The 19,164-nt window shown below is 74.8% G+C and carries 13 protein-coding genes; 4 read left to right on the top strand and 9 right to left on the bottom strand.

Translation table 11 applies throughout. The features are described from left to right. Positions 1-77 precede the first annotated feature (77 nt). Complete coding sequence (locus ACFU0Y_RS05220) at positions 78-377, bottom strand: DUF4193 domain-containing protein (RefSeq protein ID WP_380213388.1); 300 nt, start codon at positions 375-377, stop codon at positions 78-80. A 298-nt stretch (positions 378-675) separates the two neighbouring features. On the opposite strand from ACFU0Y_RS05220, the gene sepH reads away from it, so the two are divergent. Both sepH and ACFU0Y_RS05210 read left to right on the top strand, forming a co-directional pair. Next, positions 676-2,142 (top strand): septation protein SepH, encoded by a 1,467-nt coding sequence (gene sepH, locus ACFU0Y_RS05215; RefSeq protein ID WP_380213387.1) that lies wholly within the window; start codon positions 676-678, stop codon positions 2,140-2,142. Positions 2,143-2,299: 157 nt separating this feature from the next. Then, the gene (locus tag ACFU0Y_RS05210; RefSeq protein WP_380213386.1) at positions 2,300-3,067 is read left to right on the top strand and encodes a hypothetical protein; all 768 of its coding nucleotides are present in this window, start codon (positions 2,300-2,302) and stop codon (positions 3,065-3,067) included. A gap of 128 nt (positions 3,068-3,195) precedes the next feature. Here ACFU0Y_RS05210 and ACFU0Y_RS05205 read toward each other — a convergent pair whose 3' ends face one another. Genes ACFU0Y_RS05205 through ACFU0Y_RS05190 form a run of 4 tightly spaced genes read right to left on the bottom strand, consistent with a single transcriptional unit; the run spans position 3,196 to position 9,339 of the window. After that, a complete protein-coding gene (locus tag ACFU0Y_RS05205; protein ID WP_380213385.1) occupies positions 3,196-4,371 on the bottom strand; it encodes an alkaline phosphatase family protein in 1,176 nt (391 codons plus the stop codon). Continuing rightward, positions 4,368-5,078, bottom strand: a complete 711-nt coding sequence (locus ACFU0Y_RS05200; RefSeq protein ID WP_380213384.1) for a DUF5998 family protein — start codon at positions 5,076-5,078, stop codon at positions 4,368-4,370. Before ACFU0Y_RS05200 ends, ACFU0Y_RS05205 begins: the two co-directional genes overlap by 4 nt. Positions 5,079-5,124: 46 nt before the next feature. Further along, the gene (locus ACFU0Y_RS05195; protein ID WP_380213383.1) at positions 5,125-6,627 is read right to left on the bottom strand and encodes a serine/threonine-protein kinase; all 1,503 of its coding nucleotides are present in this window, start codon (positions 6,625-6,627) and stop codon (positions 5,125-5,127) included. Positions 6,628-6,642: 15 nt separating this feature from the next. Further along, on the bottom strand, positions 6,643-9,339 hold the full coding sequence (locus ACFU0Y_RS05190; protein ID WP_380213382.1) for a GNAT family N-acetyltransferase: 2,697 nt from the start codon (positions 9,337-9,339) through the stop codon (positions 6,643-6,645). 126 nt (positions 9,340-9,465) lie between these two features. On the opposite strand from ACFU0Y_RS05190, the gene ACFU0Y_RS05185 reads away from it, so the two are divergent. Next, a complete protein-coding gene (locus ACFU0Y_RS05185; RefSeq protein ID WP_380213381.1) occupies positions 9,466-11,967 on the top strand; it encodes a DNA topoisomerase (ATP-hydrolyzing) subunit A in 2,502 nt (833 codons plus the stop codon). A 3-nt stretch (positions 11,968-11,970) separates the two neighbouring features. Here the strand turns inward: ACFU0Y_RS05185 and ACFU0Y_RS05180 are convergent, their stop codons facing one another. Together ACFU0Y_RS05180 and ACFU0Y_RS05175 are read right to left on the bottom strand one after the other, a co-directional pair. Beyond that, complete coding sequence (locus ACFU0Y_RS05180) at positions 11,971-13,017, bottom strand: malate dehydrogenase (protein ID WP_380213380.1); 1,047 nt, start codon at positions 13,015-13,017, stop codon at positions 11,971-11,973. A 139-nt stretch (positions 13,018-13,156) separates the two neighbouring features. Then, on the bottom strand, positions 13,157-15,265 hold the full coding sequence (locus ACFU0Y_RS05175; protein ID WP_380213379.1) for a type IIA DNA topoisomerase subunit B: 2,109 nt from the start codon (positions 15,263-15,265) through the stop codon (positions 13,157-13,159). 266 nt (positions 15,266-15,531) lie between these two features. Between ACFU0Y_RS05175 and ACFU0Y_RS05170 the strand changes: the two genes are divergently transcribed. Continuing rightward, complete coding sequence (locus ACFU0Y_RS05170; protein WP_344120181.1) at positions 15,532-15,732, top strand: hypothetical protein; 201 nt, start codon at positions 15,532-15,534, stop codon at positions 15,730-15,732. 230 nt (positions 15,733-15,962) lie between these two features. On the opposite strand, the gene ACFU0Y_RS05165 is transcribed toward ACFU0Y_RS05170, so the two are convergent. Together ACFU0Y_RS05165 and ACFU0Y_RS05160 are read right to left on the bottom strand one after the other, a co-directional pair. After that, positions 15,963-17,459: an RNA polymerase sigma factor gene (locus ACFU0Y_RS05165; RefSeq protein WP_380213378.1), complete on the bottom strand. Its 1,497-nt coding sequence runs from the start codon at positions 17,457-17,459 to the stop codon at positions 15,963-15,965. A 187-nt stretch (positions 17,460-17,646) separates the two neighbouring features. Next, positions 17,647-19,065: a DUF4192 family protein gene (locus ACFU0Y_RS05160; protein ID WP_380213377.1), complete on the bottom strand. Its 1,419-nt coding sequence runs from the start codon at positions 19,063-19,065 to the stop codon at positions 17,647-17,649. Positions 19,066-19,164: the final 99 nt, after the last annotated feature.

Raw genomic sequence — 19,164 nt, 5'->3', positions numbered from 1 at the left:
GTGCACGGAGGAACCCCGCCGCGACGTCCGTCGCGGCGGGGTTCCTCCGTGCACCGGGCGAGCCGGACGGCTGGGGCTCAGCCCACGCACTCGATGCAGTACTTGACCCCGCCCTTCTCCTCGGCGATCTGGGAGCGGTGGCGCACCAGGAAGCACGACCCGCAGGTGAACTCGTCCTCCTGGGCCGGCAGGACCACGACGGACAGCTCCTCGTGGGAGAGGTCCGCGCCCGGCAGCTCGAAGCTCTCCGCCGCCGCGGCCTCGTCCTCGTCGACGCTGCCGGACTGCGGGTCCGTGCGGCGCGTCTGCAGCTCCTCGATCGAGTCCTCCTTGAGCTCGTCGTCCTGCTTGCGCGGCGCGTCGTAGTCTGTGGCCATGTGCGGTCTTCGCTCCAAAGGGGTCCGAGGGCGGCTGGCGGCGCGGCGGTGCGCCGCCCACCGGGCGCTGTGTCGCGTAGATTGTTCACCATCCGCGGGCAAAAATCCACCCGCGCCCGGGCCCGTGCCCACGCGGCCGGGACCGTTCGCGGGCGGCCTCCGGCGGGGGTCGGGCGACGGCCAGTAGGATTGGTGGCGGGCCCGGGCCGGCGCGTCTGCCGAGACCGACCGATCCGCCCCGCAGCGCCCGCTCGACGACCCCGAGCGCACCCGAGAACCACCCCGGAGGAATGACAGCATGGAGCAGTTGCGCCTGGCAGGTGTGCACGACGACGGTGAGCACCTGGTCGTCGAGGACGAGGCAGGCACCCGCCACCTGTTGCGGATCGACCAGGAGCTGCGCCTGGCCGTCCAGCGTGCCCGCCGGCTGCCGGGCGCCCGTCAGCGGGGCACGGGCCGGTTCGGGCCCCGCGAGATCCAGGCCCGCTTCCGCTCCGGGGCCACGGTCGAGGAGATCGTGGCCGAGAGCGGCTGGGAGTCCGCCCGGGTCCGCCGCTACGAGTGGCCGATCCTCGCCGAGCGCGCCCACATCGCCGCCGAGGCGCAGAAGGTCGAGATCGAGGACCGCTCGGCGCACCGCGGCTACCACTCCGTCTTCGAGGGCGAGCCCCTCACCCTGGGCCGCGCCGTCGCGCACCGGGCCGCCGACCTGGGGGTGGACCCCTCCTCCCTCGAGTGGGACTCGTGGCAGCGGGAGGACCACCTGTGGGCCGTGGTCGCCCGCTTCTCCGTGCTCGACCGCTCCGCCGCGCCCGCCCACGACGAGCCGCTGGCCGAGTGGCTCTACAACCCGGCGAACCAGAGCGTCCGGCCGGCGAACCCGTGGGCGGAGGCCCTCACGGAGGCCGGCACCCCGGACACGCCGCTCGGCACGGGCCTCGGCGTCCTGGACGGAGGGCTCGATCCCGAGCTCACACGGCTGCGCCGGTCCGCCGTGGAGGCCGACGACCTGCTCGACGTCCTGCAGGCCCGCCGCGGGCAGCGCATCGGCGAGGACGTCGAGGGCGACGACGCCCTGGCCGAGATCCTGGGCCGCGGCATGGGGCACGTGGAGCGGCGGCCCCGTCCGCTCGCCGCCCCCGAGGACAGCTCTGTCTTCGACCAGCCCTTCCAGCCCGCCACCCGCTTCCCCGATCCCGGCGCGGAGCCGGAGGCGGCCGGCACGTCCTCGCCGCGGACGGACGCACAGCCCGCCGAGCACCCGGACGAGCGCACCGCCGCCGGCCCCTCCGTGAGCGCCGGGTCCCGGGAAACCCCTCCGGAGCCCGTCCGGGAGCGGAGGGGAACTGCCGAGGACCGGTCGGAGGGGCGACCGGACACGGACGGCCCCGTGCTCCCCCCGGCCCCGGGAGCGACAGGCGAGGACAGCCCGGGCCAGGACCCCCCGATCGAGGACATCGGGGACATCGGGGACATCACGGACGAGGACATCACGGACGAGGACATCACGGGCGAGGACACCGCCGTGCGTCCCTCCGCGGACACGGACGCCCCGGACCGGCCATCCGCCGGCCGGGACCCCGCCGTTCCCGGCGAGCAGTCCGACGACCCCGGCTCCAACGACTCCGGCGCCGCCCCCCGCTCCGGCGAGGAGACCGCGTCCGAACGGCCCCGACCGCGGAACAAGACGGCCAAGGCCCGACGCTCCGCGCGGTCCTCGGTCCCCAGCTGGGACGAGATCGTCTTCGGCAGCTCGTCCGACTGAGCTCGCGCTGCCGGTGCGTGCCGTCCGGCGCCGCCGCCCCGGCACGGGTTAGAGTGCACGCAGCAGGGGACGGCTGAGCGCCGTTCCTCCGGGTTCGTGCGCTCCCCCATCCCGTGCGCGGCCCGGACGGACGACACCACGTCAGGGGCAGCACGACATGGGCAATTCCATCCAGGACGACCTCTTCGGGGACGACGAGCGCGACACCGCCGACCCGGACCCCGGCGTCCGTGCGGCCCCGGCCGCCGCGGAGACCCCGGCCGAGCTCGTCCGGGGCTCCGGGCCGGGGCGCCTCGTCGCCGGGCTGGTCCTGGGCGCGGTCGTGCTCGTGGTGCTGGCCGGTGTCGGGGCGCTCTACCTGGGCGGCGTGGGACGCGACCTCTTCGGCGCGGGCCACGAGGCCGGGTTCACGCCCGCCCCGTCGGTGACCCGGTCGCCGACGGCCACGCCCACGCCCACGCCGTCGCCCAGCGCCTCGCCGACCCCGTCGCGTTCGCGCACGCCCTCCCCCACGCCGAGCCCCCCGGCCGCGGCACCGGTCCCGCCGCCGGCCCCGGCGCCGGTGGCACCGCCCGCGCCCGACGTCGCCCCGGCGCCCCTGCTCCCCGAGCCGGTCGCGCCCCTGCCCGTCGTGCCCGAACCGGTCGTGCCCGCTCCCGTTCCCGTGCAGCCCCCGCCTCCCGCGCCCGCGCCGCCGGCCCCGCCCTCCCCGGAACCGGGTACCGGGCCCGCCTCCCCCGCCTCCCCCGCGGCGCCCGCGGAGGGCACCGAGCAGGACGAGGCCGGCGCGGACCCGGACGAGGAGGACGCGGCCGACGTCGGCGCCGACGAGGAGGACGGGCTCGCCGGTCCGGCCGCGGCCGGGTCCACCACCGGGGCGGACGCCGAGCCCGCCGCCGACGAGGACGCTCCGCCGGGGCCCTGACCGGGGTCGACCGGTCGTCCGGCCCCGCACCGGGGGCGCGACCTGCGGGCTCGCCGCGCCGTGGGCAGGCGGCCGCGGCCGCCGAACACGGGCCACGCGCCGCCGACGACCTGCGCGGCGCGCGCCGCTCAGGCCAGGCGCAGCAGCGGGACCTCCCGCTCGGCGCGGGTGAGCGAACCGTGCTGGCCCACCATGGACAGGACGCTCGGACGGAGCCGGCCCAGGTCGAACAGCGCCAGGGGCTCCCGCGCCAGCACGAGGAGGTCGCCGATGCGCCCGCGCACCGCGTCGCGGACCTGCGCCGGCGGGCCGAAGTAGCCGGCGGCGAGGGCGGCCTCCCGGGAGACGATCCACACCCGTGACCCGAACTGCTCCCGCCAGGCGGCCACGAGGGATCGGACGTCCTCCGCCGCCGCGTCGGGCTCCAGGTGGAGCTGCACCGTCCGGGGCTCGCCCGCCGTGTGCCGGACCCCGTCCAGCAGCCCGGGCAGCCCGGAGAAGTCCACGCGCGCGTCCCGGGGGACGTCGACCATCCCGTGGTCACCGGTCACGAGGACCGTGGTGCCGGCCGGCACGCGGGCGACGAGCCGACGCAGGGCCGCGTCGAGCTCCTCGAGCTGCGCGGTCCACTCCCAGGACTCCCAGCCGCGGGCGTGGCCGGTCCGGTCGAGCTCGTCCCAGTAGAAGTACATGAGGGCGTCGCGCCCCGCGGCGAGCTGGTCGACCGCGGCGCCGACCCGCGCCGCCGGTCCCTCCGCGGCCACGAACCGGCCCCCGCGCAGGGCGGCGTCGGTGAGCCCGGAGCCGGCGAACCTGCCCCGGCTGACCGTGATCACGTCGAGGTGCTCGGCGGCGCGCTCGAGCACGGTGGGCAGCGGCTGCCACGTCCGGGGGTCGAGGGCGGCGTCCCAGCCGCCGAGCTGGTTCACCACCCGGTCCCGGTCGGGGTCCAGGACGTCGTAGCCGACGAGTCCGTGCGCGCCGGGAGGGGCGCCGGTGCCGAGGGACGCCAGCGAGGCGGCCGTCGTCGTGGGGAACGCCGCGTCCAGGGTGGCCAGGCTCTGCGCCCCGGCCAGCCCGGGGGCGTGCCCGGCGCGCGCCCGCAGCTGGGCCCGTCCCAGCCCGTCCACCATGACGACGACGACCCTCCGGGCGGTGGGCAGGCCCAGCGCGTTCCGGAAGCCCGGCACGCCCAGGGACGCCGCGGCCGAGGACATGACCTCCGCGACCGACCGGCTGCCGTAGCGCGGCGGCCCCGGCAGGTCGGCGGGCAGGCCGGGCAGGACCTCCTGGGCCGCCGTCACCGGGCGGCGCCGCTGTCCCGGCCGGTGAACCGGTCGGTGAACCGGGTCCTCGGCGTCGCGGGGGCGGCCCGCCGCGGGGCCGGGGTGCGGCCGTGGGCCGGCTGGGCGATCTGCGCGCCGTCGGTCAGCGGGGAGAGGTTGGCCCGGCGCAGCGTGCGCGCGAACTCCCGCGCGCCCTCCACGGCGGCCGGGCCGTCCGCCTCCGCGCTGATCCGCAGCACGATGTCCTCGCGGGCGGCCGTGCCGGAGTAGCCGTGGTCGGCCTGGCACTGGGGGTCCTCGCACAGCGCGGGCGCCAGGTCCACGTGCAGGGTGCCCGTCCACGCGATGGCGAGCGTCACCTCGGAGATCGGGCTGTCCGGCCGGTAGTTGGCCGGCTGGTAGTAGGAGTAGCTGAGCGTGACCGAGCGGATCTGGGAGATCCCCACGGTCTCGGTCGAGACGCGGGCGACGACGTCGCGGCCGCCCTCGTCGAACTCCTCGTCGTCCACGTGGGTCACGTGCAGCACGTCCTCGGCGAGCACCAGCACGGTGGTGTGGCGGTGCACCTCCGTCCGGTCGATGTGGGTCTCCAGCTGCACGAGGTGGGAGACCGGGGACCGGCCGTCCAGGGAGTCCTGGACCACGTCGATCACCAGCTGCGGATAGAAGCCGGCCTTGTTGATGTCCTCGACCAGCCGCTGGCCGCGCTCACCTGAATACGTCATGGGGGCCATTTTCCCCCACGGCCGCGTCCGTGCCCAACACGGGCGCTCAGGGCGCGCGGAAGTAGCAGCGCTGCTGCCCGCCGCCGATGTCCTCGCAGACCCGCTCCAGCACCACCGGGGTCTCCTCCGGCGCCGGGGTCGGGGTCGGGTCCGCGGTGGGCGTCGCCGTGGGCGAGGCCCCGGGACCGGGCACCCGCTCCGCGGAGCCGAGGGGGTCGAGCAGCAGCCAGCCGCTGAGCAGCGCGGTCATCCCCACCAGGACCACGAACACGCCCCGCACGGCGCTGCCGCGCCGTCGCCGCCTGCCCCGGGCCGGCGGCGCGGGAGCCCCGGTGGGCCGGCGCGCGGCCGGCCGGAGGGCTCCGGGGTCCCGGGCGGGGTCCGCCCCGGATCCCGCGCCGCCGTGCCCGGGACCGCCGTGCCCGGACGTCGTGGCGGCCGGGCCGTCGTGGTCGCCGGCTCCGGCGCGCTCGCCCCCGGTGCCGGTCCCCGCGGCGCCGATCCCCGCTGAGCCGGTCGTCGCCGAGCCGGTCGTCGTGCCGCCGGCCGTGCTGCTGCCGGTCGCCCAGGTGCCGGTCGTCGCCCTCCCCGCACCGCCGTCCAGCGTGTCGGGCCCGTCCCGGAAGGGGCCGCCGGAGCCGGGCACGGCGTCCGGGCCCTCCGCGCCGTCCCAGCCGGTCCGCACCCGCTCCGCCCACGGCTCCGGCAGCGGCTCGAGGACGTCGAAGACCTCGAACGGCTCCCCGTCCCGGGTGCGGGCCGGGTCGAAGCTCCGGCCTGCCGCGCCGGCGGTGAGCTCGTGGAGCACGGTCACGGCCGCGGCGCGGCGCTGGGCGGGGTCGGGGGTGAGCAGGGCCGCCAGGTGCTCGGCCAGGTCGCCCTGCTCCCCCACCACCGCCCGCGCGTCGTTGGGTCCGAGGCTCTCCTGCGGCTCCAGCGAGGGGTCGAGCATCCGCAGCGCGGTGATGCCCGCCGCGTACAGGTCCTGGGCGGGGTTCGGGTCGGTGAGCTCGTACGCCTCCGGGGGCAGGTAGCCCGGCGTGCCCACCACCGTGCCCGTCCGGGTCAGGCGGGCGTCCTGGACGCGCACGGCGATCCCGAAGTCCGAGAGCAGCACGTGGGGCCGGCCGGTGCCGGTGCTGTCCAGCATGAGGTTGCCCGGCTTCACGTCCCGGTGCACCCAGCCCTGGGCGTGCACGAACTGCAGCGCCTGGAGCAGCTGGGACAGCACCTCCTCGGTCAGCTCCGCCGAGGCGGCCCCGTTGTCGAGCAGCGCGGACTCCAGGGTGCCGCCGTGGACGAGGGGCATCGCGATGACCACGTGCGCGTCCTCCGCCGCCCAGCCGTAGGGGGCGAGCACGTGCGGGTGGTCGAGCTTCACCGACTGCTCCCGCGCGAAGCGCAGCAGGTCCGCGGAGTCGCGCTGGCGCAGCACCTTGGCCGCGCACAGCTGCTGGAGCCGGCCGTCCCAGGCGCGCCACACGGACCCGCTGCCGCCGCGCGCGATGGGGTCGATGAGGGTGTACCGACCCGCGATGGTGTCCGCCACGAAGTCCGGGCCCGCCTAGCTGCGCATGGCCCGGCGCGCGCTGTCCGTCCGCTGCCGGGCGTTGCCGATGCCGACCGAGGCCCCGAGCACGGTCAGGGAACCGCTCGCGACGAGCACCGGGTTCAGCTCCACCCGGGCGATCTCCGGGTGCCGGTCCTTGAGCAGCGCCACCCGGGAGACCAGGTCCTCGAGCCGGTCGACGTCCGCGGCCGGGACCCCCTGGTGGCCGAAGAGCTTGCGGGAGGCCATGGGCTCGCGGACCATCCGCCGCACGTCCTGGTCGGTGAGCGGCGGGACCCGGTGCGCCCAGTCCTCGAGCAGGTTCACCGCGTCCCCGGCCATCCCGAAGGACAGCACGGGGCCGATCAGGGGGTCCTCGATGGCGCGCAGCACCACGGCCTGGCCGGTGGGGGCCATGGACTGCACCTCGAGGTCGAAGGTGCCGTAGGGGGCGAGCGCCCGGTGCATGGTCTCGATGGCCGTGCGCAGCTGCCCGTCGTCCTGGATGTTCAGCTGCACTCCGCCCAGGTCCAGCCGGTGCCGGAGGTTGGGGTCCGTGGTCTTGAGGGCCACCGGATAGCCGAGCCGGGCGGCGGCGGCGGGGGCGTCCTCGGGGTCCGTGAACCGCTCGCTGGGCAGCAGGCGGATGCCGTAGGTCTCCAGCAGCGCCCGGGTCCCGTCCCCGTCCAGCACCAGCAGCTCGTCACCGGAGACCCGCGGCAGCACGGTCTCCACGAAGGTCTCGGCCGCCTCCGCGTCGATGCCCCTCGGCTCGGCGAGCCGGCCCTGGTCCTGGGCGCGCCACCGGGTGTAGTCCACCACCTTGGCGAGCGCCCGCAGGGCGGCCCCCGGGGAGTCGAAGCAGGGCACCTCGAGGCCGTCGGCCGCGTGGTGGAGGGCGGAGACCGCCCCGGGCTCGGTGCTGCCGGTGAAGACGACCACCACGGTCTTGCCGTGCTCCCGGCCCGCACGGCCCACGACCTCCGCCACGACCTCCGGAGTGGTGTCCGGGATCGGCATGAGCGTGACCACGGCGGAGTCGACGGCCTCGGCGCCGAGGCAGCTGTCGACGGCAGCCCGCAGGGCCTCGAGGGCGCCCTCCCCGCCGTCCGCGGTCCGGACCCCCGCCTGGGTGACCGCGACGTCCAGGCCCAGCTGCGTGCACCGGTCCTCCATGAGCTGGCCCAGGGCCAGCGCGTTGGAGACGAGGGCCGTGCGCGCGCCCGCGGGCAGGGGCTGGCCGGCGAGGATCCCCGCCACGTCCATCAGGTGCTCGCTCGTGTCCGCGCGGATCACCCCGGCCTGCCGGAACATCGCGTCCAGGGCCCCCGGGGGGGCCTGGGTGGTGCGCCCGGTGTGCCCGGGCGGCAGCCGCAGCCCGGTGACCTCGCTCTTGGCCACGATCACGGGCTTGGTCAGGGACAGCCGGCGTGCGATGCGGGAGAACTTGCGCGGGTTGCCCACGGACTGCAGGTAGAGGCCGCACGCGCGGGTCGCGGCGTCGTCCTCCCAGTACTGCATCATGTCGTTGCCCGAGACGTCGGCCCGGTTGCCGGCGGAGAGGTACGTGGACACGCCCACGTCGTGGCGCAGCGCGGCGGCGTTGAGCATCATGCCGATGGCCCCGGACTGGCTGAACAGCCCCAGCGCGCCCTCCCGCGGCACGGCCGGCAGGATGGAGGCGTTGAAGCGGGACTCGGGGGCCGTGCTGTAGAGCCCGAGGCTGGCCGGGCCGACCACCCGCATGCCGTAGGAGCGTGCCCGGCGCACGAGCTCGGCCTGCCGGGCCTGGCCCTCCGCCCCGGCCTCGGCGTACCCGCCCGTCACCACGACGACGGCGCGCACGCCCGCCGCGCCGCACTGGTCGACGACGTCGGCCACCTGGTCGACCGGCACGGCGATCACGGCGAGGTCGACGCCCTCGGGGACCTCCCCGATGGAGGTGGCGTGGGTCATGCCCTCCCGTTCGAACGGCGTGGGGCTCACGCCGCTGAGCCGGCCGGCGAATCCCGAGGCCACGAGGTGCTCGACCAGTGCGTGCCCGGCGTGGCCGGGGTCCCGCGAGGCCCCGATCACGGCGATCGAGGACGGGGAGAGCAGATCGGCCATGGAGAGCGCCTCGGCTCGGTGCTCCCGCGCGGCCATCACCGCCAGCGACTTCTCGGTCGGGTCGATGTCGAAGCCCACCACCACCACGCCGTCGTCGAACTTGCGGGTGAGCTCGTAGCCGGCCTCGGCGAACACGCGCAGCATCTTGCGGTTCTCGGGCAGGACCTCCGCGGAGAAGTGGTCGATCCCGTTCTCGCGGGCGGCCGCGGCGAGGTGCTCGAGCAGGATCGAGCCGATGCCCCGGCCCTGGTGGGCGTCGGAGATCATGAACGCGACCTCGGCGTCGTGCGGGTCGTCCGTGCGGTCGTAGCGGCCCACGCCGATGATCCGGTCCCCCAGCAGCAGCACGAAGCAGACGCGGTCCCGGTGGTCCACGCGGGTGAACCGCTCCAGCTCCCGGGCGGACAGGGTGGGCTTGTAGGAGAAGAAGCGCAGGTAGATGGAGTTCTCGGACTGCGACTGGTGGAAGGCCAGGAGCGCGTCCTTGTCCTCCGGGGAGATCGGGCGCAGCTGCGCCGTCGCGCCGTCGCGCAGGATCACGTCGGCCTCCCAGTACTCGGGGTACTGTCCGGCGCCGTCCGTGTCCGCGGTCTCTGCAACCATAGACTTCAGGCTAGTAGACAAACCTGCACCGTCAACGGTGCGCCCCGGTGCGTCCCCCGCCGATCTCGACCGCCGAGCCGCCGGCCCGCCCCGGACCGACCCACGACCGAAGGACCCCCCGCTGTGATGGCACGCCGCCGTGCGCCCTCCCGCCCGTCCGCCGAGGACGAGCTGCCCGCCGACTTCCGGGAGAACATCGTCGACATCGACGTGACCTCCGAGATGGAGACGAGCTTCCTCGAGTACTCGTACTCCGTCATCTACTCCCGGGCCCTGCCCGACGCCCGGGACGGGCTCAAGCCCGTGCAGCGCCGGATCCTGTTCATGATGAACCAGATGGGCCTGCGCCCGGACCGCGGCCACGTCAAGAGCGCCCGCGTCGTGGGCGAGGTGATGGGCAAGCTGCACCCGCACGGCGACTCCGCCATCTACGACGCGATGGTCCGCCTCGCCCAGTCCTTCGCGATGCGCCTGCCGCTCGTGGACGGGCACGGCAACTTCGGCTCCCTCGACGACGGCCCGGCCGCCTCCCGCTACACCGAGGCCCGGATGGCCCCGGCCGCCCTGGCGCTGACGGCCGACCTCGACGAGGACGTCGTCGACTTCGTGCCCAACTACGACAACCAGTTCACCCAGCCGGGGGTGCTGCCCGCGGCCTTCCCCAACCTGCTGGTCAACGGCTCCTCCGGCATCGCGGTGGGGATGGCCACGAACATGGCCCCGCACAACCTTCGGGAGGTCGTCGCCGGAGCCCGCCACCTCGTGGAGCACCCCGAGGCGACGCTCGAGGAGCTCATGCGCTTCATCCCGGGCCCGGACCTGCCCTCGGGCGGGCGGATCGTGGGCCTCGACGGGATCCGGGACGCCTACCGGACCGGACGGGGCTCGTTCAAGACCCGGGCCAAGGTGTCGATCGAGCAGATCACCCCCCGCAAGCAGGGCATCGTCGTCACCCAGCTGCCCTACATGGTCGGCCCCGAGAAGGTCACCGAGAAGATCAAGGAGGCGGCGCAGGCCAAGAAGCTCCAGGGCGTCTCCGACGTCGTGGACCTCACCGACCGCAAGAACGGCCTGCGGCTCGTCATCGAGGTCAAGAACGGCTTCAACCCGCAGGCCGTCCTGCAGCAGCTCTACAAGTACACGCCCATGGAGGACTCCTTCGGGATCAACAACGTGGCACTCGTGGACGGGCGGCCCCGCACCATGGGGCTCCTCGAGCTGCTGCGGGTCTACGTGGAGCACCGGCTGTCCGTGGTCCGGCGGCGCACCGGCTTCCGCCTGGGCAGGCGCCGGGACCGCCTGCACCTGGTCGAGGGCCTGCTCGTGGCGATCGTGGACATCGACGAGGTCATCCAGATCATCCGTTCCTCCGACGAGACCGCCGTGGCCCGGGAGCGGCTCATGGCCGTGTACGACCTCAGTCGCGTGCAGGCGGACCACATCCTGGAGCTGCGCCTGCGGCAGCTGACCAAGTACTCGCGGATCGAGCTGGAGAAGGAGCAGGAGGAGCTGCGCCGGGAGATCGCCGAGCTCGAGGAGACCCTCGCCTCGGACTCCCGGCTGCGGGCCCTGGTCTCCGCGGAGCTCGCGGAGACCGCGGCCGTGCACGGCGACGACCGGCGCACCGAGCTGCTCGAGTCGGAGGCGCTGCCGGCGCCGGCGGCCGCGGCGGCGGCCCCCGCTCCGGGGCGGGCGTCGGCGGGCGGGCTCGCGCTCGAGATCGCCGACGACCCCTGCTGGGTCTTCCTGTCCACCTCGGGCCAGCTCGCCCGCACGACCTCCCAGGCGCCGCTGGCGGACCCGCCGCGGCGGATCAAGCACGACGCCCTCGTGTCCACGGTGCGGGCCACCGCCCGCGGCGAGATCGGGGCGGTCACGTCCGCCGGGCGGATGCTGCGCGTGCAGGTCATGGACGTGCCCGTGCTGACCGCCTTCGAGGGCACCCCGAAGCTGGGCGACGGGGTGCCGGTGAAGGACTTCCTGACCCTGGGCCGCGGCGAGCGGCTCGTGGGGCTCGCGCCGCTGAACGCGGTGCTGGCGCTGGGCACCCGCAACGGGGTGGTCAAGCGCGTCAGCCCGGAGTACCCGCTCAACCGCGAGGACTGGGAGGTCGTCACGCTCAAGGACGGCGACGAGGTGGTCGGGCTCGCCGAGTCCGCCGCCGCGGAGGACGCGCTGGTGTTCGTGACACGGGAGGGCAAGCTGCTGCACTTCGACGCCGGGTCCGTGCGCCCCCAGGGCCGCACCGCCGGCGGCGTGGCGGGGATCAAGCTCGTCCCGGGGGACGCCGTGGTCTTCTTCGGGGCCGTGCGCGCCGCGGACGAGACACCCGTGGTGGTGACCCTCGCGCGCGCCGACGAGGTGCTGCCCGGCATGTCGCAGTACTCCGTGAAGGTGACCCCGTTCTCGGAGTACCCGCCCAAGGGCCGGGCCACCGCAGGAGTCCGTGCGCACCGCTTCCTCAAGGGCGAGACCGGGCTGGCCCTGGCCTGGGTGGGGCACGGGCCGGCGAAGGCCGTCTCGGCCTCGGGCGTGGCCCGCGCCCTGCCGACCGAGCACGGCCGCCGGGACGGCTCGGGCGTGCCCACCGACCAGGTGATCGACGCGGTGGGCCCGGCCTACGGCTGAGGCTCAGCGGCGGGGGCCCAGCAGCCCCAGCTGCTGCACCGCCGCCCGCTCCTCCTCGAGCTCCCGCACGGAGCGGTCGATGCGGGTGCGGGAGAACTCGTCCAGCTCGAGGTCCCGGACGATCTCGGCCCGGCCGTCCCGGCAGACCACCGGGAACGAGCTGACGAGGCCCTCCGGCACGCCGTAGGAGCCGTCGGAGGCGACCGCCATGGACGTCCACGTGCCCTCGGCCGTGCCCAGGACCCAGTCGCGGACGTGGCACAGGGTCGCGTGCGCCGCCGAGGCCACGGACGAGCCGCCGCGCACGTCGATGATCTCCGCGCCGCGGCGCGCCACCCGCGGGATGAAGGTGTCGTCCACCCAGGCCAGATCGCGGCCGGTCCCGGCCAGCACCTCCAGCGCGGGCCGGCCGGCGACCGTCGCGTGGGTGAGGTCCGGGTACTGGCTCGCGGAGTGGTTGCCCCACACGGCCACGCCCTCGATCTCGTCGACACGGGCCCCGGTGGCGGCGGCCAGCTGGGCGAGCGCACGGTGGTGGTCGAGCCGGGTGAGGGCGGTGAACCGCTCGCGCGGGACGTCCGGGGCGTGCGAGGCGGCGATCGCCGCGTTGGTGTTGGCCGGGTTGCCGACCACCACCGCTCGGAAGTCCTCGGCCGCCCCACGGTTGACGGCCCGGCCCTGGACCGAGAAGATCCCGGCGTTGGCCTGGAGCAGGTCCGCGCGCTCCATGCCCTGGGACCGGGGGCGGGCCCCGATGAGCAACCCCACCGAGGCGCCCTCGAAGGCGGCGTCGGCGTCCTCGAAGACCTCCACGCCGTCGAGCAGCGGGAACGCCCCGTCCTGCAGCTCCAAAGCCGTGCCCTCCGCGGCCCGCCGCGCCTGCGGGAGCTCCAGCAGGTGCAGCCGGACGGGGGTTGCGGGCCCCAGGAGGTCGCCCGCCGCGGCCCGGAAGACGGTGGCGTAGCCGATCTGACCCGCGGCACCGGTCACGGTGACGGTGACCGGCCGGGGCCGGGCGGGGGACGGGGTGCGCGGGCCGGTGGCGGTCATGCAGGGTCCTTCCTCGGGGACGGTCGCTCGTCCTGCCCAGCGTAGCGCCCGGCCCGCGCCCCGGGGGCCCGGTGCCCCGGTGCCCTGCCCAGTGCGCCCGAGGAGGTCGCGCCACCGCCTCGGGCGGGGCCCGTGCCGGTCAGGCGTCGATGCGCTCCTGGTCCAGCTGCGTGGCGCCCTCGATGATGAAGTCCTTGCGCGGGGCCACCTCCGAGCCCATGAGCAGGGAGAAGGCGTGCTCGGCGGCCTCGGCGTCCTCGACCCGGATCCGGCGCAGCATCCGGTGCCGGACGTCCATGGTGGTCTCCGCGAGCTGGTCGGCGTCCATCTCCCCGAGGCCCTTGTAGCGCTGGATGGGCTCCTTGTAGCGCCGCCCCTCCGCCTCGAGCCGCGCCAGCAGGTCCGCGAGCTCGCGCTCGGAGTAGGTGTAGACCATCTCGTTGGCCTTGCCGCCGGCGTTGACGATCTCCACCCGGTGCAGCGGGGGCACCGCCGCGTAGACCCGTCCGGCCTCCACGAGGGGGCGCATGTAGCGGTAGAACAGCGTGAGCAGCAGGGTGCGGATGTGCGCGCCGTCGACGTCGGCGTCCGTCATCATGATGACCTTGCCGTAGCGGGCGGCCGTGAGGTCGAAGGTGCGTCCGGAGCCGGCCCCGATGACCTGGATGAGCGCGGCGCACTCCGTGTTGGCGAGCATGTCCGTGATGGACGCCTTCTGCACGTTGAGGATCTTGCCGCGGATCGGCAGCAGGGCCTGGTAGTTGGAGGACCGGGCCAGCCGCGCCGTGCCGAGGGCGGAGTCGCCCTCCACGATGAACAGCTCGGAGCGCTCCACGTCGTCGGACCGGCACTCGACGAGCTTGGCCGGCATCGAGGAGGTCTCCAGGGCGTTCTTGCGCCGCTGGGTCTCCTTGTGCACGCGCGCCGAGATGCGGGACTTCATCTCCGCGACGACCTTCTCCAGCAGCTGCCCGGCCTGCTGCTTGTCGTGCCGGCCGGTGGCCGTGAGCTTGGCGGTCAGTTCCTTCTCGATCACCCGGCTCACGATCTGGCGCACGGCCGGGGTGCCGAGGACCTCCTTGGTCTGGCCCTCGAACTGCGGCTCGGCCAGGCGCACGGTGAGCACGGCCGTGAGCCCGGCCAGGACGTCGTCCTTCTCGATCTTGTCGCTGCCCGCCTTGAGCTTGCGGGCGTTGGCCTCGATCTGCTTCCGGAACGTCTTCAGCAGGGCGGCCTCGAACCCGGCCTGGTGGGTGCCGCCCTTGGGGGTCGCGATGATGTTCACGAACGAGCGCAGGGAGGTGTCGTAGCCGATGCCCCAGCGCAGGGCGACGTCGACCTCGCACGTGCGCTCCACCTCCGTGAGCCGGGAGCGGCCGTTCTCGTCGAGGACCGGGACGTTCTCCTTGAACCGGCCCTCGCCCTGGAAGCGCCACACGTCGGTGACCGAGCTGTCGGCGGCGAGGTACTCCACGAACTCGGAGATCCCGCCGTCGTGCTGGAACACCTCCTCGTGGGTCCCGAACTCCCCCGGCGTGCCGGGCAGGCCGCGCTGGTCCCGCACCGTGATGCGCAGCCCCGGGATCAGGAACGAGGTCTGGCGGGCGCGCTTGGCGAGCTCCTCGTAGCTGAACCGCGCGTCCGTCGTGAAGATCTGCTCGTCGGCCCAGTACCGGATCCGCGTGCCGGTGACCCCGCGCTTGGCCTTGCCGACGACGTCGAGCACCGACCCCTCCACGAACGGTTCGAAGCGGGCGTGCGGCGAGGGCCGGCCCTGGTCCACGAAGCGTCCCGGCTCGCCGTGCCGGAAGGACATCTGGTAGGTCTTCCCGCCGCGGTCCACCTGCACGTCGAGGCGCGCGGAGAGCGCATTGACGACGGAGGCGCCCACGCCGTGCAGACCGCCGGAGGCGCTGTAGGAGCCGCCGCCGAACTTCCCGCCCGCGTGCAGCTTGGTGAAGACGACCTCCACGCCGGTCAGCCCGGTGCGCGGCTCGAGGTCGATGGGGATGCCGCGGCCGTCGTCGTGGACCTCCACCGCGCCGTCGGCGTGCAGGACCACCGTGATCTGGTGGCCGAAGCCGGCGAGGGCCTCGTCCACGGAGTTGTCGATGATCTCCCACAGGCAGTGCATCAGCCCGCGGGAGTCGGTGGAGCCGATGTACATGCCCGGCCGCTTCCGGACGGCCTCGAGGCCCTCGAGCACGGAGAGGTGGCGGGCGTTGTACTCGGAACGGGACGGTGTCACGGGGATACGACTCCTGGGGGACGGCGGGATTCTCCACCACTGTAGTCCGGGAGGCGGACACCGCAGGCCGGGACGCTGGTCACGGCGCCGGTGCCCGGCCCGGCGGGGCGACCTACGCCCGGGGCGAAAAACGGTCCCCGGCGGAATCGTTTGTCCGACGGCCGTGGTTGTATAGGACAGTACCCCGATGCGTCCACGAGACCCCGGGTACCCGCATCGGCGGCCCCGTGCCCCGTGCAACGCGTACGACCCAGGAGGAGGATCCCGTGAACGCAACATTGGAGAGCCGAGAGCTCAACGCGACCGACCGCTGCGATGCGTGCGGCGCCCAGGCCTACGTCCGAGTGGTCCTCGAGTCGACGGGCGGTGAGCTCCTGTTCTGCGCTCACCACGCGCGCAAGAACGAGCAGAAGCTGCGGCCGCTGGCCGCCACGTGGCAGGACGAGACCGAGCGCATCGGTTCCTGACGCGCACGCCCGCGAAGGGCACGCAGGAGGGCCCCGGCACCGTGTGCCGGGGCCCTCCTGCGTGCCCGCCCCGTGCCCCGGTCACCGGGATGCGGTGCGCCGCCCGGAGCAGGGGCAGCGCCGGGAACAGCGCGTCGCCGGGACCCGGTGCCCCTCCGCGGGGGGGTGCACGGGCCGCGGGCGGACCCGCCGCGCCCGGCGGGCCTCCGGGCGCGGGACCGGCAGGCCGGTCAGTCCAGGTAGTCGCGCAGGACCTGCGAGCGGGACGGGTGGCGCAGCTTGGACATCGTCTTGGACTCTATCTGCCGGATGCGCTCACGGGTCACGCCGTAGACCTTGCCGATCTCGTCGAGGGTCTTGGGCTGGCCGTCGGTCAGGCCGAAGCGCATCGCCACGACCCCGGCCTCCCGCTCCGAGAGGGTGTCGAGGACCGAGTGCAGCTGCTCCTGCAGGAGCGTGAAGCTCACGGCGTCCGCGGGGACCACGGCCTCCGAGTCCTCGATGAGGTCGCCGAACTCCGAGTCGCCGTCCTCGCCCAGCGGGGTGTGCAGGGAGATCGGCTCGCGACCGTACTTCTGTACCTCGACGACCTTCTCGGGCGTCATGTCCAGCTCGTTGGCCAGCTCCTCCGGGGTGGGCTCCCGGCCGAGGTCCTGCAGCATCTGCCGCTGGACGCGGGCCAGCTTGTTGATGACCTCGACCATGTGCACCGGGATGCGGATCGTGCGCGCCTGGTCGGCCATGGCGCGGGTGATGGCCTGGCGGATCCACCACGTGGCGTACGTGGAGAACTTGAAGCCCTTGGTGTAGTCGAACTTCTCGACGGCGCGGATCAGGCCGAGGTTGCCCTCCTGGATGAGGTCCAGGAACAGCATGCCGCGACCGGTGTAGCGCTTGGCCAACGAGACCACCAGGCGCAGGTTGGCCTCGAGCAGGTGGTTCTTGGCGCGCTTGCCGTCGTGGATGACCCAGCGCAGCTCCTTGCGGGTCTGCGCGTCCAGGGAGTCCTTGCCCTCGGCGAGCTTGTGCTCCGCGTACAGGCCGGCCTCGATCCGCAGCGCGAGGTCGACCTCCTGCTCGGCGTTCAGCAGCGCGACCTTGCCGATCTGCTTGAGGTAGTCCTTGACGGGGTCGGCGGTGGCGCCGGCCGAGACGACCTGCTGGGCCGGGGCGTCGTCGTCGTCGTTGGTGGTCAGCACGAAGCCGGAGGTCTTCTCGTCCTTGGCCGCGGGCGCGGCGGGCGCGTCCTCGGGCGCGGCCTCCTCCGCGTCGGCGTCCTCGTCCACCTCGGGGTCGACCACCCCGGCCTCGTCGGTCAGGGCTGTCTCGATGTCGGCGTCGTCCGTGACGACGTCCTCCTCGGGCTCCCCGACGACGTCCAGCGCCTCCTTCTCCGCCGGGGCGGCCGCCTTCTTGCGGCCCGTGGTCTTCGGCGCGGCCGGAGCCTTGCTCGCGGCGGTCCGGGTCGCGGTCGATCTGCCGGCCGTGGACTTGGTCGAGGCGGCCGCGGTGGCGCTCTTGGGCGCGGTGGACTTCGCGGCGGTGGACTTCGCCGCCGTGGTCTTCTTCGCGGCCACGGTCTTCTTGGTCGCGGTCGACTTCGCAGCGGCGGTCTTCGCCCGCGGCGACGTGCCCGTGGTCCCGGTTCCGGACGGCGACCGGGTGTCCCCGGTGCCCGGGGTCCCGGCGGCGGTGTCCGTCGTCTTGTTGCTGGCGGCAGGTGACACTGAGAGCCTTTCGTTGAACGGTCACGGCGTTCGCCCTCGGGGCAACACGCCTATGACCCTGTCAAGTCCGTGCGCCGGGCAGTGTCCGGTGCGGCGGGCTTGAAGGGTCCTGACAGCCGGAACCACCCGTGGACGGGATTTGTTCCCGCTCTGCCGGACGGAACCGAAAAAGCTCGGGAGCGGTGGCTCAGGAGTGCCAGGCGGTGGCACGGTCCCGGGCCCAGAGCGGCACCGGCCGGGCTTCGGCGAGGCGCAGCACGCGCAGCGCGGGCGGATGACCGGGGACCAGGGCAGTGGCCCGGCGCACGAAGTGCGCGGTGTGCGAGCCGCGCGCCCGGAAGCGGTTGAGCTGGGCGAGCTCCACCAGCACACCGGCGAGCACGGCGCGCCCGTCCGCCGCGTCGCTTCCGACGTCCTCCGCCCGACCCGACGCCGCACCCGACGTCGCGCCGGACGCCGTGCCCGCTTCCGGGGCCGGGCCGCCGCCAGCGGTGTCCAGGAGCCAGCTGAGCACCTGGAGCACCCGGTACAGGGTGTCGAGCCGCGGCCAGCACGGGGTCTCCGTCCACTCGCCGGCGAGTACGCGGCAGAGCCGGACGAGCTCCCCGGCGTCCGGCGCGGGGGCGGTGAGCGGTCCCGGGGCCCGCACCTCGGGGCCGGCCGGTGGGCGCCGGGGAACCGGCGGAACGCCCGGGGGCACCGGCACGCGGGTGGGCCCGATCGGCACGTCCTCGGCGCCGGGGGCGTCGACGTCGTCGCACAGCTCCGCCCACATCGCGGCGCCCGCGAGGACGCCGTCGAGGTCGTCCGTGGCGCAGGCGGCCAGGAGCAGGTCGGCGAGCACCGGGTCCGCCAGGCTCGCGGCCAGGAAGCCGAGCAGCCCGTCGTCGAGACCGAGCACGGCGGGCACCGGGTCCGCTGCGGAGTCCAGGACCGCGTCGAGGACGTCGGCCCAGACGGACAGCGCCGGCCGGAGGCGGTCGAGGTGGTGCCAGGCGCCCCGGCCGGACCGTGCCCAGCGGTGCGCCGCGTGCCCGGCGCCCCGGTCGGTGCCGGCGGGCAGCGCTCCGTACTCGTGGTCCATGGCGAGGCGCGGTGCGGCCGCGTAGGAGCTGCCCGAGGCCACGAGCGCGGCGTTGACGGCACTGTCCTCCACGGCGGCGACGTCCTGGACGTCCGCGGGGTCCTCCGCCGGCCACCACCGTCCGCCGGCCACGATCCAGCGCGCCGCCACGCTCCGCCCCGCCCGCCGGGCGGCCTCGTCGGCGGCGGCGAGCACACCGTCCACCGCCGCGGGCGGGGCCGGTTCCCCGGACGGTGCCCCCGGCGAGGGCGACGTGTACACGATCACGAAGACCCGGTCGCTCAGCGCGTCGTGGCGCAGGAGGTCGGTGAGCTCGGTGACGAAGGCCTCCTCGAGGTCCGCGCCGCCCGGGCGGGACGGCAGGTCCACGCGCACGCACGCGCCGGCCGTCCCGCCGCCGGCGGCGAACAGGACGAGCGAGTCGGCGGGCCAGTAGCCGAGCGTGTGCGGCACGACCGCCAGCAGGTCGGCCGCGCACCGGACGACGGGGACGAAGGGGTCTCGGGCGGGATGCTGTCTCATGGACCCAGCCTGGGCGGCGCCGCGGACGGGGGCGGGGCCCCGGGGCCGGCCTGTGGACCACCGGCGGGACCGGGACCCGGCGCGCGGAGCGGTGCAGTG

This window comes from Kocuria sp. NPDC057446 (genome assembly GCF_042802875.1).
Classification (GTDB): domain Bacteria; phylum Actinomycetota; class Actinomycetes; order Actinomycetales; family Micrococcaceae; genus Kocuria.
The sequence above is the reverse complement of the archived record's forward strand: the minus strand, read 5'-3'. Positions and strand labels throughout refer to the sequence as shown.

Excerpts from the sequence above, each read along its gene's own strand:
- ACFU0Y_RS05220 (WP_380213388.1), bottom strand. The coding sequence starts at position 377 with ATGGCCACAGACTACGACGCGCCGCGCAAGCAGGACGACGAGCTCAAG.
- sepH (WP_380213387.1), top strand. The coding sequence starts at position 676 with ATGGAGCAGTTGCGCCTGGCAGGTGTGCACGACGACGGTGAGCACCTG.
- ACFU0Y_RS05210 (WP_380213386.1), top strand. The coding sequence starts at position 2,300 with ATGGGCAATTCCATCCAGGACGACCTCTTCGGGGACGACGAGCGCGAC.
- ACFU0Y_RS05200 (WP_380213384.1), bottom strand. The coding sequence starts at position 5,078 with ATGACGTATTCAGGTGAGCGCGGCCAGCGGCTGGTCGAGGACATCAAC.
- ACFU0Y_RS05190 (WP_380213382.1), bottom strand. The coding sequence starts at position 9,339 with ATGGTTGCAGAGACCGCGGACACGGACGGCGCCGGACAGTACCCCGAG.
- ACFU0Y_RS05185 (WP_380213381.1), top strand. The coding sequence starts at position 9,466 with ATGGCACGCCGCCGTGCGCCCTCCCGCCCGTCCGCCGAGGACGAGCTG.
- ACFU0Y_RS05180 (WP_380213380.1), bottom strand. The coding sequence starts at position 13,017 with ATGACCGCCACCGGCCCGCGCACCCCGTCCCCCGCCCGGCCCCGGCCG.
- ACFU0Y_RS05160 (WP_380213377.1), bottom strand. The coding sequence starts at position 19,065 with ATGAGACAGCATCCCGCCCGAGACCCCTTCGTCCCCGTCGTCCGGTGC.